Source organism: Streptomyces spinosisporus (assembly GCF_022698145.1).
Lineage (GTDB): Bacteria > Actinomycetota > Actinomycetes > Streptomycetales > Streptomycetaceae > Streptomyces > Streptomyces spinosisporus.
Genome location: NZ_JALDAX010000015.1, coordinates 44,956 through 60,816 on the forward strand (window position 1 = coordinate 44,956; position 15,861 = coordinate 60,816).

A 15,861-nucleotide genomic window follows, 5' to 3' on the forward strand; every position below is an offset into this window, starting at 1 on the left:
CCGCTACGCAGCCTTCGCCTTGGTCGCATACATGTCCACATACTCCTGCCCCGACAACCGCATGACCTCGGCCATCACGGAGTCGGTCACGGCCCGCAGCACATACCGGTCCCGATCCATCCCCTCGTAACGAGAGAACTCCATCGCCTCACCGAACCGCACCGTGACCCGCCCGGGACGGGGCACCCCCGCCCCGCCCGGCTGCAGCTTGTCCGTCCCGATCATCGCGAAGGGGACGACCGGCGCGCCCGTCATCAGCGTCAGCCGTGCGATACCGGTGCGCCCCCGGTACAGACGGCCGTCGGGCGACCGCGTGCCCTCGGGGTAGATCCCGAAGACCTTGTTCTCCTCCAGGACGCGGCGCCCGGTCATCAGCGCGGCGACGCCGCCCCGGCCGCCGTCGCGGTCGACCGGGATCATGCCGACGCCGGTGAAGAACCAGGCCATGAGGCGGCCCTTGAAGCCCTTGCCGGTGACGTACTCGTCCTTGCCGATGAAGAAGACCTGACGGTCGCAGACCAGGGGAAGGATCATCGAGTCGATGAAGGTCACGTGGTTGCCGGCCAGGATGACCGGACCATCGCCCGGGATGTGCTCCGCGCCCTCCACCCGTGGGCGGAACATCAGGCGCATGATCGGTCCGAGCACTGCCTTGATGAGCGCGAAGCGGGACAACGGGCCCTCCGGTGTCAAGGGATTCGGTATGAGTATGTGCAGGTGAGGACGATACTCGCGGTCCCCGGTGTCGTGCACATCGGGTTCACCCAGGTCTTACGAGGAATTGATGCGCGTTTACCTGCGGTGACGTCCCGGTGTCTGCCGGTAGCCGCCCCGTCATGGTGTGACGGACATCGCTCGCGGGCAAGCGGCGAGATCTTCCCCGGGTTCCCTTGCGACATGCCCCGTCACCCGCGTGTTCCGGCCAAGGTCTCCCTTGCGTCATGTCCACGCCCCTACGATCGGCGCGCATCGACCGAGCCGACGTCACAGGAGGCGCTCATGGGATCGCAGGACGAGCAGAGGGACGGCACCGGACGGCGCGCGCTGCTCGGCGCGGCCGTGCTGGGTGCGGGCGGAGCCGTACTGGGCCTGTCCGGGACCGCGAGAGCAGCCGGCGCGCATCACGGCGGCGGCCTGAAGAGCCTGCCGAAGCCGACGATCATCGGCCACCGCGGCGCCAGCGGCTACCGGCCCGAGCACACCTTCGGCTCCTACGACCTGGCCCTGGACCTCGGCGCCGACATCGTCGAGGCCGGCGACCTGTGCCCCACCAAGGACGGCCATCTGGTCTGCCGCCACGAACCGGAGATCGGCGGCACCACCAACGTCGCCGACCACCCCGAGTTCGCCGGCCGCAGGACCACCAAGGTGCTGGACGGCGTCCCCACCACCGGCTGGTTCACCGAGGACTTCACGCTCGCCGAACTGAAGACGCTGCGCGCGATCGAGCGCATCCCGGCCAACCGCCCGCACAACACGCTCTACAACGGCCGCTGGGAGATCCCCACCTTCGAGGAAGTCCTGAAGTGGCAGGACGAGCAGACCCGCAGGCGCGGCAAGCAGGTCTGGATCTACCCCGAGACCAAGCACCCCACGTACTTCCGCAAGCTGGGCCTGGGCGTCGAGGAACGGGTCGCCAAGCTGCTGCGCAAGTACGGCAAGGACAAGCGGAACTCGCCGGTCATCGTGCAGTCCTTCGAGCCGACCAGCATCCAGAGGCTGAACACCCTGGTCGACAACCCGCTCGTCGTCCTGCTGTCCACGGCGGACAGCAGGCCGTACGACTTCGTCGACTCCGGCGACCCGCGCACCGTCGCGGACCTGATCACCCCGAAGGGCCTCAGGGAGATCGCCGGCTACGCGCAGGGCATCGGCCCGACCCTCGACCTGGTCATCACGAAGAACGCCGACGGCAGCCTCGGCAAGCGGACCACGCTCGTCGCCGACGCGCACCGGGTCGGGCTGATCCTGCACCCGTACACCATGCGCAACGAGAACCCGTTCCTGCCGCTGGAGTTCCGCAAGGGCAGCGACGCCGACGGATACGGCGACGCCTTCGGCGCGTTCAGGACGTACTTCGCCACCGGCATCGACGGTGTCTTCACCGACAACGCCGACACCGGCCTGCTGGCCCGCGCGGACTTCGTCAACGACTGAGCCGGCGGCCCCGGTTGGGGTGATTCGCGGCCGACCGGGCAACCCGTGCCCGGGCGGCCGCGTCGTGCTGCATATGACGCACAACCTGGTCGCTGCCCTGCGCCCGCTGCTCACGGCCGAGGCCTCCGCCGAGGCACATGCATCCGGCACCGAGGCGAACGACCTGGAACAGGCGGTCTGGCTGCGGCTCCTGGAGCATCTCCAGGAGGACGGTCCGCCCCGCGACCCGCACGACTGGCTGCGCAGCGCCGTCCGCTCCGAGGCGCGCCGCAGCCGCCGTACCACCAGTTTCGAGCGCCCGTACGACATCGAGCCCGTGGACGACCTCGACCGCGACCCCGAGCAGCTGGTCCTCGCCGCCGCGCGCCGCCGGGCCCTGCGCGAGGCCGTCGGCCGGCTGCCCGGCCGATGCCCCCGGCTGATGGAGGCCCTGCTGTCCCCGAAGGACCTGACATACCGGGAAATCGCGGGGGAGTTGGGTATCTCACAGGGAAGTCTCGGCCCGGAACGCTCCAGATGTCTGGGATGTCTGCGTCGTTTGCTCGCGCCGGAGGTTGCGACCCGCGAACCGCGGGGATAGGAGTGTGTACGACCGGCGATCAGGTGAGCGGGAGGCGTGCGCACATGGGCATGAGCGTGACCATCTCGGTGGCGACCGAGCAGGATGCAGAGCAGATCTTCAAGCTCCAGTACCTGTGCTTCCAGAGCGAGGCGGCGCTGTACGGCAACTACCGCATCGACCCGCTCGTCCAGAGCCTCGACTCGGTCCGGCAGGAGGTGGCCGCGGACTGCGTGTACGTCGCGCGGCTCGGCGAGGAGGTCGTCGGCTCCGTGCGCGGCAGCGTCACCGAGGACGGCTCCGCCTCCATCGGCAAGCTCTGTGTGCACCCCCGCCTCCAGGGCCACGGCATCGGCGCCCGGCTGCTGCGCGCGGCCGAGTCGGCGCTGGCCGGGGAGCGCGGCGCCAAGCGCTTCCGCCTGCACACCGGCCACCGCAGCGAGAACAACCTGCGGCTGTACCGCCGCGTCGGCTACGAGACGGTGGGCACGTCCCAGGGCAGCGACGGCGTCCCGATGATCGTCCTGGAGAAGGCGGCGGAGGCGTACGTCGCTACCGCGTGACCTCGCGGTTCCTGCGCAGCCAGTAGAGCGCGGACAGCGGCAGCAGGACGGGGATGAAGACGTACCCCATGCCGTAGTCCGACCAGACCGTGGCGTCCGGGAAGGCCGAGGGGTCGGCCAGCGTCCAGGTGCCGACGATCAGCACACCCGCGAGTTCGGCGGCGCAGCACACCTGCGCCGCCCGGCGGGCCCGTTCGCCGCCGCGGATCAGGGTGTAGGTGATGAAGCCGTACACCACTCCCGCCACCGCGGACAGGGAGTAGGCCAGCGGCGCCCGGTCGAACTCGGTGGCGATCTGGTAGACGGAGCGCGACACCGCGCCGACGACCATCACGCCGTAGAACCAGACGAGCAGCATGCCGGGCCCGCTGATGAGGCGCTTCGGCTTCTGTTCCACGGTGGTCAACTCACGCTCCCCAGATGTCAAAGAGCCGCACCTCGAGCACGGCCAGCACCACACCGCCCGCGGCGACCGTCACCGAGCCCCACCGGGTGCGCTCCGCGAGCGACATGAACCCCGCCGCCGGGATGCAAGCGAAGGCGCCGATCAGATACGCCACGAAGATCGTCGTGCCCTGCTCCGGCTTCTCGCCCCTCGCCAGCTGCACGATCCCGATCACCAGCTGCACCAGGGCCAGCAGCGACACCACGCCCATGCCGATGAAGTGCCAGTCCTTCGTCGGCTGGTCGCGGGAGGCGGCCCAGCCGCACCAGACGGCGAGCAGCAGGGCGGCGACGCCGGTCACCAGCGTCAGGACATCAAGCATGCCGTGACCTTATTACGGGCCAAAGGCCCTGATGCCGTCGCCCCCGGCCACGGCCGCCGCGAGAGCCACCGTAGGGTCGAGGGCATGAAGATCCACGCCCAGGCCCTGCTCTTCGACAACGACGGCACCCTTGTCTCCTCCCTCGACTCCGTGCACCGCTGCTGGACCCGCTGGGCCACGGAGTACGGCCTCACCGCCGAGGAGTTCGGCCGCGTCGAACTGCACGGACGCCCGGCCGTGGAGATAGCCGCCGATCTGCTGCCCGCGGACGTCGTGCCCGAGGCGGTGGCGCGGATCGAGCTGCTGGAGGTGGAGGACGTGCCGAACGGCGGCGTGCGTCTGCTGCCCGGCACCAAGGACTTCCTGGACGCGCTGCCCGCCGACCGCTGGGCCGTCGTCACCTCCGCCACCCGCCGGCTCGCCGAGGCCCGGCTCGACGCCGTGGGCATCCTGCCCAAGACACTGATCGCCGCCGACGACATCACCCGCGGCAAGCCGGACCCCGAGCCCTACCTCCTCGCCGCCCACCGGCTGGGCGTCGACCCGGCCCACTGCGTCGTCTTCGAGGACGCCCCCGCGGGCCTGGAGGCCGGCCGCGCCGCCGGCATGACCACCGTGGCCTTGGCCACAACGCACCAGGCCCACGAGGTGACGGCGGACCTCGTGGTCAAGGACCTCTCGGCCTTGTCGGTACTGGTCACCGACGGGGGAGTGGAGATCTCCGTCCGCGACTGACGCCGGTCCACCGCTGTCCGCGATGTGGACAGCGGTTCCTGGTCACTTCCATACGTCTGTTTTACTGATCGCATGACCACGACGAGCTGCCGCACCACTGCGACCGAGGCGACCATGACGCCCGGTGCTCGTTGTACGGGTCGAATGCGCGCCTGCTAGAGGGCCCCCGCACCATCCCAGCCTCGCGCCCCGAAGCGAGCCGCCGTGGCACGTCCGTACGCCCTGTGCCGTACGTGACCGAGATGCCCGCGCATGACTTCCCCCTTCGTACCAGGGCACACCCACGCCCGCGTACTCGACAGTGACGGAAAACCCCAGTGATCACGACAACAGGCCTGACGAAAATCTACGGGGCCGACGGCTCCCGCGGCCGTGAGATCACCGCGCTCGACGGCGTCGATCTGCATGTCCGCGAGGGCGAGGTGTACGGCGTCATCGGCCAGTCCGGCGCCGGCAAGTCCTCGCTCATCCGCTGCATCAACCTGCTGGAGCGGCCCACCGCCGGCACGGTCAGCGTCGCCGGGCAGGACCTCACCGCCCTCGCCGGGCGCGGGCCCCGGGCCGGCAAGGAGCTGCGGCAGGCCCGCAGCCGTATCGGCATGGTCTTCCAGCACTTCAACCTGCTGTCCTCGCGCACCGTCCAGGACAATGTCGAGCTGCCGCTGGAGATCCTCGGCAGGTCCGGCAAGGAGCGCTCGCGCAAGGCGCTGGAGCTGCTCGACCTGGTCGGCCTCGCCGACCGGGCGGGCGCCTACCCCGCCCAGCTCTCCGGCGGCCAGAAGCAGCGCGTCGGCATCGCCCGCGCCCTGGCCGCGGACCCCAAGGTGCTGCTCTCCGACGAGGCCACCAGCGCCCTCGACCCGGAGACCACCCGCTCCATCCTGCAGCTGCTGCGCGACCTGAACCGGCAGCTCGGACTCACCGTCCTGCTCATCACGCACGAGATGGACGTCGTGAAGTCGATCTGCGACTCGGCCGCCCTGATGGAGAAGGGCCGCATCGTGGAGTCCGGGACGGTGAGCGAGCTGCTCGCGACCCCGGGTTCCGAGCTCGCCGCCGCGCTCTTCCCGGTGGGCGGCGAGGCCGCAGGACCGGACCGCACCGTCGTCGACGTCACCTTCCAGGGCGAGGCCGCCACCCAGCCCGTCATCTCCCAGCTCTCGCGCACCTACAACATCGACATATCGATCCTCGGTGCCGCCATCGACACCGTCGGCGGCCTCCAGGTCGGCCGGATGCGCATCGAACTGCCCGGCCGCTACGAGGACAACGTCGTACCGATCGGCTTCCTGCGCGAACAAGGACTGCAGATCGACGTGGTGGGCGCTTCGGACGCCAAGACCGCGCTCGCCAAGGAGGCCGTGAAGTGACCTGGTCCGAGATGCAGCCCCTGCTGTCCCAGGCCTGTTGGGACACCCTCTACATGGTCGGCTGGTCCACGCTGATCGCCGTCGTCGGCGGACTCCCGCTCGGCATCCTGCTCGTCCTCACCGACCGCGGCCACCTGCTGCAGAACGTCGTCGCCAACAAGGTCATCGGGCAGGTCGTGAACATCACCCGCTCCATGCCGTTCATCATCCTGATGGTCGCGCTGATGACCTTCACGCGCTGGATCACCGGGACGACCATCGGCCGTGAGGCCGCCATCGTGCCGCTCGCCATCGGCGCGATCCCCTTCTTCGCGCGGCTGGTCGAGACGGCCGTCCGCGAAGTGGACGGCGGTCTGGTCGAGGCCGTGCAGGCGATGGGCGGCAACACCTGGACGATCGTCCGCAAGGTGCTCGTCCCCGAGGCGCTGCCCTCGCTGATCGCCAGCACCACCACCACGATCGTCGCCCTGATCGGCTACTCCGCCATGGCGGGCACGGTCGGCGCCGGCGGCCTCGGTGACATCGCCATCCGCTACGGCTACCAGCGCTTCGAGACCGAGCTGATGTGGATCACCGTGGGCATCCTCGCCGTGGTCATCTCGCTCATCCAGTTCGCCGGCGACTTCGCGGCCCGCTCGCTGTACAACCGCGGCGGCCGCTCGGGACGGGCACCGAAGCTGCGCCTGCTCAAGGCGAAGGAGCCCGCGTCGGCGGACATCGGCAAGGTCGCCTGAGCGCCCCGGCACCCCCTCAGACTCCCCGCACCACCCACCGCGGGGTCGCTGCACCCATAAGGAAAGGCACTTTTCGTGCGTAACACCGCAAAGCTCTCCACCGCCGTCCTCGCCGCCGGAGCCCTCACCTTCGGGCTCACCGCCTGCGGGGGCTCCGAGTCCACGTCCGGCTCCGCCGACTACAGCGGCCCGCTGGTCGTCGCCGCGAGCCCCACCCCGCACGCCGAGATCCTCGACTTCGTCAAGAAGAACCTGGCGAAGAAGGCCGGTCTCGACCTGGAGGTCAAGGAGTTCCAGGACTACATCGTCCCGAACACCGCGACCGAGGACGGCTCGGTGGACGCCAACTACTTCCAGAACCAGCCGTACCTGGACGACTTCAACAAGAAGCGCGGCACCCACATCGTGCCCGTCGTCACGGTCCACCTGGAGCCGCTCGGCCTCTACTCCCACAAGGTCAAGAAGGCCGACGCACTGAAGAGCGGCGCGACGATCGCCGTCCCCAACGACGCCGTCAACGAGGCGCGCGCCCTGAAGCTGCTCGCCACGAACGGCCTCATCACGCTCAAGGCCGGCGCGGGCACCGAAGCGACCCCGCAGGACATCGCCAAGAACCCCAAGAACCTCAAGTTCAAGGAGGTCGAGGCCGCCCAGACCGCGCGCTCCCTGGACGACGTGGACGCGGCCGTCGTCAACGGCAACTACGCCATCTCCGCCGGGATCAAGCCCGCCAAGGACGCTCTCGTCCTGGAGTCCGCGAAGAACAGCCCGTACGGCAACTTCCTCGCGGTGAAGCAGGGCAACGAGAAGGACCCGCGGGTCAAGAAGCTCGCGAAGCTCCTCACCTCGCCCGAGGTCAAGAAGTTCATCGAGGACAAGTACCAGGGATCGGTCATCCCGTCCTTCTGAGGCGTATCACCCCGCACGGGGTCCACTCGTCCAGGACGGGTGGACCCCGTCGTGCGCTTCGGTGGGTTCATGCTGCATGCTGGGCAGTTCAGCAGGCCCTGAAGGTTTCCGAAGGTTACGGAGCGGCGCATGACTAGCACCTTCCCCAACATCTCCATCAGCACGGAGCGGTTGGTGCTGCGTCCCCTCGACGAGGACGACGTGCCCGCACTGGCCGAGATGATGAACGACGAGCAGGTCGGCGCCTGGACCGGCGTCCCCCAGCCCTACACCGAGGAGCGGGCCCGCACCTGGATCACCGCGGACGCACCCGCGGAGCGGGTGGCCGGCCGCGGACTCGACTTCGCCGTCACCGAGTTCCTCACCCAGCGCCTTGTCGGCATCGTCCAGCTCGCGAAGACCAACTGGCATGTGCGCTCCACCGAGATGTCGTACATCATCGCCCCGTGGGCGCGCGGCGAGGGCTACGCCTCGGAGGCGGCGCTCGCCACCGCCCAATGGCTGCTCGGCGACCAGAAGTTCGAGCGCATCGAGCTGCGCACGGCCGCCGACAACACCGCCTCCCAGCAGGTCGCGCAGAAGATCGGCTGCATCAGCGAGGGCGTGCTGCGGGGCGCCTGCATAGCGCGGGTCCGCGCCGACGACGGCACCTGGAGCGACGTACGCACCGACTACATCGTGTGGAGCCTGCTGCCCGAGGACCTCGACGGCGCCGGCGAACAGCTCGCCGACACCGGTGGTTTCACGTCCTTCCCCGACTGGAACTGAACCCGGGGGCGCAGCGGACGGCACACCGCCCGCCGCCCGCGCCGGCCCCACCGGGTACCCTCACCAAGCCCGCCCGGGCTGCCTTCGACGACCTGCGCAAAACCCCTGGAGACTGACGACCATGGCCGACCGCGTCACGGTGATCGGCTGGGACGGCTCGCCGCTGACCGCTGCCGCCCGCTCGGCCCTGGGAGCCGCCACGCTGGTGGCCGGCGCCGCCCACCATCTGGCACTGCCCGAAGTGCCGAAGACCGCCGAGCGCATCCGCCTGGGCAGCGTCGCCCTCGCCGCCCGCCGCATCACGGGCCATCGCGGCACCGCGGTGGTGCTCGCCGACGGCGACCCCGGGTTCTTCGGAGTCGTACGGACCCTGCGCGCACCCGAGTTCGGCCTGGAGGTCGAGGTCGTCCCCGCGGTCTCCTCCGTGGCCGCGGCCTTCGCCCGCGCAGGTATGCCCTGGGACGACGCCCAAGTGGTCGTCGCACACCGCCGCACCCTGCGACGCGCGGTGAATGTGTGCCGAGCCCACACCAAAGTCGCCGTTCTGACCTCGCCGGGCGCCGGACCCGCCGAACTCGGCCTGCTCCTGGAGGGCGTGCACCGCACCTTCGTCATCTGCGAGGAACTCGGCACCGAGCGCGAACAGGTCACCGTCGTCACCTCCGACAAGGCGGCCGACCACACCTGGCGCGACCCGAACGTCGTCATCGTCATCGGCGCCACGGTCGCCGCGGCGGAGGACGGCGGGTGGATCGCCGGCCGCGACCCGGGTACCGCACCGCGCGGCTGGACCCTTCCCGCCGAGTCCTACGGCGGTCTCATGGGCGAGGGCGAACTGGAACCGCTGCGCACGGCCCAACTCACCCGGCTCGGCCCGCGCGTGGGCGACCTCGTGTGGGACATCGGCTGCGGCAGCGGCGCCTTCGCCACGGAGGCCGCACGGGCCGGTGCCGCCGTCATCGCCGTCGACAGCGATCCGCGGGCCTGCGAACGCACCGAGTCCAACGCGCGCGCCTTCGGGGTGCAGCTGCAGATCGTGCAGGGCACCGCCCCGCACGTCCTGGAGAACCTCCCCGAGCCCGATGTCGTACGGGTCTGCGGCGGGGGAGCGGCCGTGGTCTCCGCGGTCGCCGACCGCCGCCCGCAGCGCATCGTCACGCACGCCGCGACGCGCGACGCCGCCGAACTGATCGGCCGCGACCTGACGGAGCACGGCTACCGCGTCGAGTGCGCGCTGCTGCAGTCCGTCGAACTCGACACCAGGGCCTGGACGGAGACGGAGCGGAGCGTGGCGTTCCTGCTCAGCGGCGTGCTCCCGGAGCGCGCATCGTGACCCCCGCGCCGTCCCAGTGATCCTGTTTTCTGCCCTACCGGTGATCCTGTAGTCGTATCGCTCGCGGTAGGCTGGCCGATCGTTGCACTGCACCGGGTGGCCCGGCACTTCGTTCGCCAATGTCCGGAAAACACGCCCCTTTTGGGGCGGGTGTGGTACGGCAGAACCGGAGGACGCGCAACGTGGCGCAGTCCACAGCGGGTCGTCGCGGATCAAGGTGTCGTGACGGCGGAGCGGCCGAGACAATGCCACTGAATGGCTTTGTCGCCTTTTCCGGACGGGTCGTTCGTGCCGCTGGGCGCGGACGCTCGTTCTTCACTGCAGGGGCGGTCGGTGCGCCGTTCCCGAAGAGCTGGACCGAGAAGCACTAACCGATGGGCGAGGGGTACGCATGACCGACACCGGCCAGGTCCCGGGCGAGGGACTGCCGGAGAGCGCAGGCACGGTGGAGCAGCCGGGCGTCCCGCACGGCTCGTACACCTACCTCTCCGAGTCCACCGCCGAGGACGACGACCTGCTGTTGCTGCCGGGCGCCCAGAGCCCGTGGGGCAACGAGGTCGCACCGCCCGCTCCGGAGCCCGTCGTCGAGACCGTGCACGAGCCGGGCCCGCACGAGACGGGCGGACGTGACAGCGGCTCGGTCGACCTGGGCGGCGTCCGTCTGCCCAACCCCGCGCCGCCCGCCGCGCCGGCCCAGCCGCGCCGTCCGCTGCACCTCGGCCCGCCGATCCCCGACGTGTCGGCGAGCCCGGTCCGCTCCCTCGCCGACCGCGGCCCCGCGGGCGCGCCGGTGCGCCCGTCCGGCCCTCCGACGACCGGCCCCGAGTACTTCGACGCCCCCCAGCTCCGCGAGACGGCCCCGCAGGGCGCCGCTCCCTGGGGCGCCCACGCGCAGGCCGCGGTGCAGGCGCCGGTGAGCGCCGGGGCCCCGGCTGCCGAAACGGTTGTTCCGGCACCGCAGACCCACGACGCCGAACTCCCCGACGGCGCACGGCCCGCGGCGCACTCCGCGAGCATGTACGGGGCACAGCCGGCCCAGGCCATGGCCTTCGGCAACGAGTCCGGGCAGGTTCCGGTGGGGGTCGCCGCCGCGGAGGGCGGTCACGTCGCCGTGGGCGGAAGCCCTGCGGACAACGGCCACTTGGCTGCGCCGGAGGGGGTTGGCGGCGAGGGGCAGGTGCCGTTGGGTACGGGGGCTGCTGAGGGCGGAGCTGTTGCTTCGGGACCTGCTGAGGGCGGGGCGGTTGCTTCGGGCTCTGCTGACGGCGGGGCTGTTGCTCCGGGCCTGATCGCCGCTGAGGGTGGGCTGGTTGCTCCGGGCGGTGGTGTCCCCGAGGGGCAGTCGGTCGTTTCGGGCGGTGGTGCCTCCGAGGGTCAGCCGGTTGTCTCGGGCGGCGGTGCCTCCGAGGGGCAGCCGGTCGTCTCGGGCGGCGGTGTCCCCGATGGTGGAGCCGTTCCTCCGGGCCCGATCGCCGCTGAGGGTGGGCCGGTTGCTCCGGGCGGCGTTGCCCCCGAGAGCGGGCCGGTCGGCCCCGGTGCGGTCCCCGCCAACGGTGCGCCGGTCGCCTCGGCGGGCGACGCTCACGACGCCTCGGGCGCGCAGCAGGGCGCTGTACCCGCGACCGCTTCGGAGGCGCAGGAGCACGCCGTTCCCGTGCCCGCTCCGGAGGCCGGGCACGACGGGGCCGGTGCTGCCTCGGAGCCCGCACCGGCACCCGGCGCCGGGAACACCCCGGAGGCCGGGCAGGCCGCGGGAGCCGTGCCCGCTTCGGGTGCCGGGTCCGAGCCCATGCCGGAGTCCGCTGCGGCTCCTGGCGTGGCCCCCGCCCCGGAGGCCGGGCACGCGGCCCCGGACGCCGGTCGGGTTCCGGAGGCGGCGCAGGCTCCCGACGGGACGCCGGTCGTCGACGGCGGCACACCGGCTGCCGACGGCGCGCAGGCCCCCGGGTCCGTCCCCTTTGCAGGCACACCGGTCGCCGCCCCGCCGGAGGGCGCGCAGTTCGCGCAGCCGGTGACGCCCGGGACCGGGCAGGCGCCCGAGGCGGTCGCGCCCGAGACCGCGCCACTCGCACAGGCGCCCGCACCCGAGCCGATGCAGGCTCCCGAACCGGCGGCACCCGCTGCCGCCCAGGACGCCCCCGCCGAGGCCGAGGCGGACCGACCCGTACAAAGCGATCCCGCCCAGCCGCTCACCGCCGAACCGGCTCAGCCCGGCGACGCCGAGACCGCCGAGCCGACGGCCCAGCACGCGGACGCTTCTGCGGCACCGGGCCCGGACGCGTCCGTAGCGCCCGAGTCCATGCTGCAACAGCCGACTCCCGAGCAGCCGTCCCAGGACCGGAGCAGCCCAGCTCCGCACCTCGACCCGGCCACGCCCGAAGCACCGTCCCCCGCCGCGGCCGGTATCGACGTGCAACCCCTCGCCGCTGCCGTGGCGGACCCGGCCGCACCCGCGGCCCAGGACGCCAGCGCCCCGACGGACCAGCCGGCCCCCGCCGAGGCAGCTCCCGAACCCCCGGCCCACACCGCCCCGTCGGACGCGACCCCGGCCGACGCCGTCGACGCGCAGCCCCAACCGGACGAGTCGATGGGCCAGTTCGTCGCCGTGGACGGCTCCGTGCCGACCACTCCGCATCTCGCCCCGACGCCGCCGCACGCCCTCGTCCTCCCCGAGGCGGAAGGACAGGCGCCGGAGCAGATCGCCACGGTCCCCGCCCCGCGGGAGGGCGACTCCGAACCCGCACAGAACGCGGAGGACCTGGACACCAGGGCCGCGGACCAGGAGGAGGGGAACCCGGCCCCCGTGGACGAAGCACAGCCCACCGGCCCGGCCGCCCCCGCCTACGACGACGCCGAGCGCGAGGCCGTCCTCAAGGTCATGCGCGAACGCCGCGACATCCGCAACGGCTTCCGCAGCGACCCGATCCCGCACGAGGTGCTGCTCCGCGTCCTGGAGGCCGCGCACACCGCGCCCTCCGTCGGCCACTCGCAGCCCTGGGACTTCGTCGTCATCCGCTCCGCCGACACCCGGCGCAGCATGCACGAACTGGCCATGCGCCAGCGCGACGCGTACGCCAAGTCCCTCCCCAAGGGCCGGGCCAAGCAGTTCAAGGAACTGAAGATCGAGGCCATCCTCGACACCCCGGTCAACATCGTCGTCACCGCCGACCCGACCCGCGGCGGCCGCCACACCCTCGGCCGGCACACCCAGCCGCAGATGGCGCCGTACTCCGCGGCCCTCGCCGTCGAGAACCTCTGGCTCGCCGCGCGCGCCGAAGGCCTCGGCGTCGGCTGGGTCAGCTTCTTCGACGAGCGCGAGATGGTCCGCGCGCTGGGCCTGCCCGAGCACCTGGAGGTCATCGCCTACCTGTGCGTCGGGTACGTCGACGAGTTCCCGGACGAGCCCGAGCTGATGCAGGCCGGCTGGTCCAAGCGCCGCCCGCTGTCCTGGGTCGTCCACGAGGAGACGTACGGCCGCCGCGCCCTGCCCGGCGAGGAGCCGCACGACCTGCTCGCCGAGACCGTCGCCCAGATCCGCCCGCTGGACGCCAAGGCGCTCGGCGAGGCCTGGGAGCGGCAGAAGCGGATGACCAAGCCGGCCGGTGCGCTCGGCATGCTGGAGATCATCTCCGCCCAGCTGTCCGGCCTCTCGCGCCAGTGCCCGCCGCCCATCCCGGAGCCCGCGGCCGTCGCGATCTTCGCCGGTGACCACGGCGTGCACGCCCAGGGCGTCACCCCCTGGCCGCAGGAGGTGACGGCCCAGATGGTCGCCAACTTCCTCGGCGGCGGCGCCGTCTGCAACGCCTTCGCGGGCCAGGTGGGCGCCGAGGTCTGCGTGGTGGACGTCGGCGTGGCGACCGAGCTGCCGGCCACCCCCGGCCTGCTGCCCCGCAAGATCCGCGCGGGCACCTCCGACATGACCACCGGCCCCGCGATGACCCGCGAGGAGGCCAAGCAGGCCATCGAGGTCGGCATCGAGACGGCCCGCGACCTGGTGGCGGCCGGCAACAAGGCGCTGCTCACCGGCGAGATGGGCATCGCGAACACCACCGCGTCCGCGGCCCTGATCTCGGTGTACACGGACACCGACCCGGCCGAGGTCACCGGCCGCGGCACCGGCATCAACGACGAGACGCTGGCCCGCAAGACGGAGGTCGTGCGCCGCGCCGTCGAACTCCACCAGCCGGACCCGGCCGACCCCATCGGCGTGCTCGCCGCGGTCGGCGGCTTCGAGCACGCCGCCATGGTCGGACTGCTCCTCGGCGGCGCCTCCCTGCGTACGCCGGTGATCCTGGACGGTGTCAGCGCGGGCGCCGCCGCCCTGGTGGCCCGTGCCATCGCCCCGGAGGTCCTCGCGGCCTGCATCGCGGGGCACCGCAGCGCCGAGCCGGGCCATGTGGCGGCGCTGAACAAGCTGGGCCTGCGCCCCCTGGTCGACCTCGACCTCCGGCTCGGCGAGGGCACCGGCGCGCTGCTCGCCCTGCCGCTGGTGCAGAGCACGGCACGGGCCATGCACGAGGTGGCGACCTTCGACTCGGCGGGCGTCACCGAGAAGTAGCCACGGACCGGGGCGGGAAACGCACTCGTGCGTGCACCCCGCCCCGGCCGTACGCTGAACCCACCCCGTAAAATCCGCACGTCAGGGCTGCTCCAGCGCCGTAGCGCCCATCGCACAGCCAGGACGAGGAGCCGCACCTCATGGCCGAACACCCCGCCTACCCCGTGGGCCTCCGCCTCACCGGCCGCAAAGTGGTCGTCCTCGGCGGCGGCCAGGTCGCCCAGCGCCGGCTTCCGGCACTGATCGCGGCAGGCGCGGACGTCCTCCTGGTGTCCCCCGAGGTGACCCCGTCCGTCGAGGCGATGGCGGACGCGGGCGAGATCTCCTGGCAGCGGCGGCCGTACGCCGAGGGTGATCTGGCGGACGCCTGGTACGCCCTGATCGCCACCAGCGACGACGAGGCCAACACCGCCGCCTCCGCGGAGGCCGAGCGGCACCGCGTCTGGTGCGTACGCTCCGACGACGCCGACGCGGCCACGGCCTGGACCCCGGCCACCGGCACCAGTGAGGGCGTGACCGTCGCCGTCCTCACCAGCAGGGCGCGCGGCCGCGACCCCCGCCACACCGCCGCCATCCGCGACGCGGTCGTCGAGGGCCTGCGCGACGGCACGCTCGTCGCCCCCCACCACCGCACCCGCACACCGGGCGTCGCCCTCGTCGGCGGCGGCCCCGGCGACCCGGACCTGATCACGGTCCGCGGCCGCCGCCTGCTCGCCGAGGCCGACGTCGTCATCGCCGACCACCTGGGCCCCCGCGACCTGCTCGCCGAACTGCCCGCGAACGTCGAGGTCATCGACGCGGCGAAGCTGCCGTACGGCCGCTTCATGGCCCAGGAGGCCATCAACAGCGCGCTGATCGAACACGCCAAGCAGGGCAAGTCGGTGGTACGCCTCAAGGGCGGCGACCCCTTCGTCTACGGCCGCGGCATGGAGGAGGTCCAGGCGCTCGCCGAGGCAGGCATCCCGTGCACGGTGGTCCCGGGCATCTCCAGCTCGATCTCCGTGCCGGGCGCGGCGGGCATCCCGGTCACCCACCGGGGCGTCGCCCATGAGTTCACGGTGGTCAGCGGGCACATCGCGCCCGACGACGAGCGGTCCCTGGTCGACTGGCCGGCCCTCGCCCGACTGACCGGCACGCTGGTGATCCTCATGGGCGTCGGCACCATCGGAAAGGTCGCCGAGACGCTCGTCGCGCACGGCAGGCCCGCCGACACCCCGGTCGCCGTGGTCCAGGAGGGCACGACGGCCGGGCAGCGCCGCGTGGACGCGACCCTCGCGACGGTGGCGGAGGCCGTCCGCACGCACGAGGTGAAGGCCCCGTCCGTCATCGTCATCGGCGACGTCGTCGCCGTGGGTCCCCGTCCGGCGGGCTGACCCGTCCCGCCGGCCATCCCGAGCACCCGGGTAAC

14 protein-coding genes are annotated in these 15,861 nt (G+C 72.0%); 11 read left to right on the forward strand and 3 right to left on the reverse strand.

Going from position 1 to position 15,861, the window contains the following annotated elements; all coding sequences use genetic code 11:
* Positions 1–3 precede the first annotated feature (3 nt).
* Entirely contained in the window at positions 4–675 is a 672-nt protein-coding gene (locus tag MQN93_RS31850) for a lysophospholipid acyltransferase family protein (RefSeq protein WP_016434305.1), read from the reverse strand.
* A gap of 324 nt (positions 676–999) precedes the next feature.
* Here MQN93_RS31850 and MQN93_RS31855 point away from each other — a divergent pair, with 324 nt between their 5' ends.
* The 3 genes from MQN93_RS31855 (at position 1,000) to MQN93_RS31865 (ending at position 3,279) form a co-directional block, all read left to right on the forward strand.
* Complete coding sequence (locus tag MQN93_RS31855; RefSeq protein ID WP_242712302.1) at positions 1,000–2,157, forward strand: glycerophosphodiester phosphodiesterase; 1,158 nt, start codon at positions 1,000–1,002, stop codon at positions 2,155–2,157.
* A 73-nt stretch (positions 2,158–2,230) separates the two neighbouring features.
* A complete protein-coding gene (locus tag MQN93_RS31860; RefSeq protein WP_242712303.1) occupies positions 2,231–2,737 on the forward strand; it encodes a sigma-70 family RNA polymerase sigma factor in 507 nt (168 codons plus the stop codon).
* 44 nt (positions 2,738–2,781) lie between these two features.
* The gene (locus tag MQN93_RS31865; protein ID WP_242712304.1) at positions 2,782–3,279 is read left to right on the forward strand and encodes a GNAT family N-acetyltransferase; all 498 of its coding nucleotides are present in this window, start codon (positions 2,782–2,784) and stop codon (positions 3,277–3,279) included.
* On the opposite strand, the gene MQN93_RS31870 is transcribed toward MQN93_RS31865, so the two are convergent.
* The gene (locus MQN93_RS31870; RefSeq protein WP_242712413.1) at positions 3,269–3,637 is read right to left on the reverse strand and encodes a hypothetical protein; all 369 of its coding nucleotides are present in this window, start codon (positions 3,635–3,637) and stop codon (positions 3,269–3,271) included. The two genes, MQN93_RS31865 and MQN93_RS31870, sit on opposite strands and share 11 nt — an antisense overlap.
* A gap of 49 nt (positions 3,638–3,686) precedes the next feature.
* Entirely contained in the window at positions 3,687–4,046 is a 360-nt protein-coding gene (locus tag MQN93_RS31875) for a hypothetical protein (protein ID WP_016434300.1), read from the reverse strand.
* A gap of 84 nt (positions 4,047–4,130) precedes the next feature.
* On the opposite strand from MQN93_RS31875, the gene MQN93_RS31880 reads away from it, so the two are divergent.
* From MQN93_RS31880 to cobA, 8 genes are all read left to right on the forward strand, one after another.
* A complete protein-coding gene (locus MQN93_RS31880; protein WP_242712305.1) occupies positions 4,131–4,781 on the forward strand; it encodes an HAD family hydrolase in 651 nt (216 codons plus the stop codon).
* Positions 4,782–5,098: 317 nt separating this feature from the next.
* Positions 5,099–6,151 (forward strand): methionine ABC transporter ATP-binding protein, encoded by a 1,053-nt coding sequence (locus MQN93_RS31885; protein WP_242712306.1) that lies wholly within the window; start codon positions 5,099–5,101, stop codon positions 6,149–6,151.
* Positions 6,148–6,885 carry a methionine ABC transporter permease gene (locus MQN93_RS31890; RefSeq protein ID WP_242712307.1) on the forward strand — a complete coding sequence of 246 codons (738 nt, stop codon included), beginning with the start codon at positions 6,148–6,150 and terminating at the stop codon, positions 6,883–6,885. The genes MQN93_RS31885 and MQN93_RS31890 overlap by 4 nt, the downstream gene beginning before the upstream one ends.
* A 75-nt stretch (positions 6,886–6,960) precedes the next feature.
* Complete coding sequence (locus tag MQN93_RS31895; RefSeq protein WP_016434296.1) at positions 6,961–7,794, forward strand: MetQ/NlpA family ABC transporter substrate-binding protein; 834 nt, start codon at positions 6,961–6,963, stop codon at positions 7,792–7,794.
* 129 nt (positions 7,795–7,923) lie between these two features.
* A complete protein-coding gene (locus tag MQN93_RS31900) occupies positions 7,924–8,562 on the forward strand; it encodes a GNAT family N-acetyltransferase (protein ID WP_016434295.1) in 639 nt (212 codons plus the stop codon).
* Between the two features lie 121 nt (positions 8,563–8,683).
* Positions 8,684–9,895: a precorrin-6y C5,15-methyltransferase (decarboxylating) subunit CbiE gene (gene cbiE / locus MQN93_RS31905; RefSeq protein WP_016434294.1), complete on the forward strand. Its 1,212-nt coding sequence runs from the start codon at positions 8,684–8,686 to the stop codon at positions 9,893–9,895.
* A gap of 391 nt (positions 9,896–10,286) precedes the next feature.
* Complete coding sequence (gene cobT / locus MQN93_RS31910; protein WP_242712308.1) at positions 10,287–14,453, forward strand: nicotinate-nucleotide--dimethylbenzimidazole phosphoribosyltransferase; 4,167 nt, start codon at positions 10,287–10,289, stop codon at positions 14,451–14,453.
* Positions 14,454–14,593: 140 nt separating this feature from the next.
* Entirely contained in the window at positions 14,594–15,826 is a 1,233-nt protein-coding gene (gene cobA / locus MQN93_RS31915; RefSeq protein ID WP_016434292.1) for a uroporphyrinogen-III C-methyltransferase, read from the forward strand.
* Positions 15,827–15,861 lie beyond the last annotated feature (35 nt).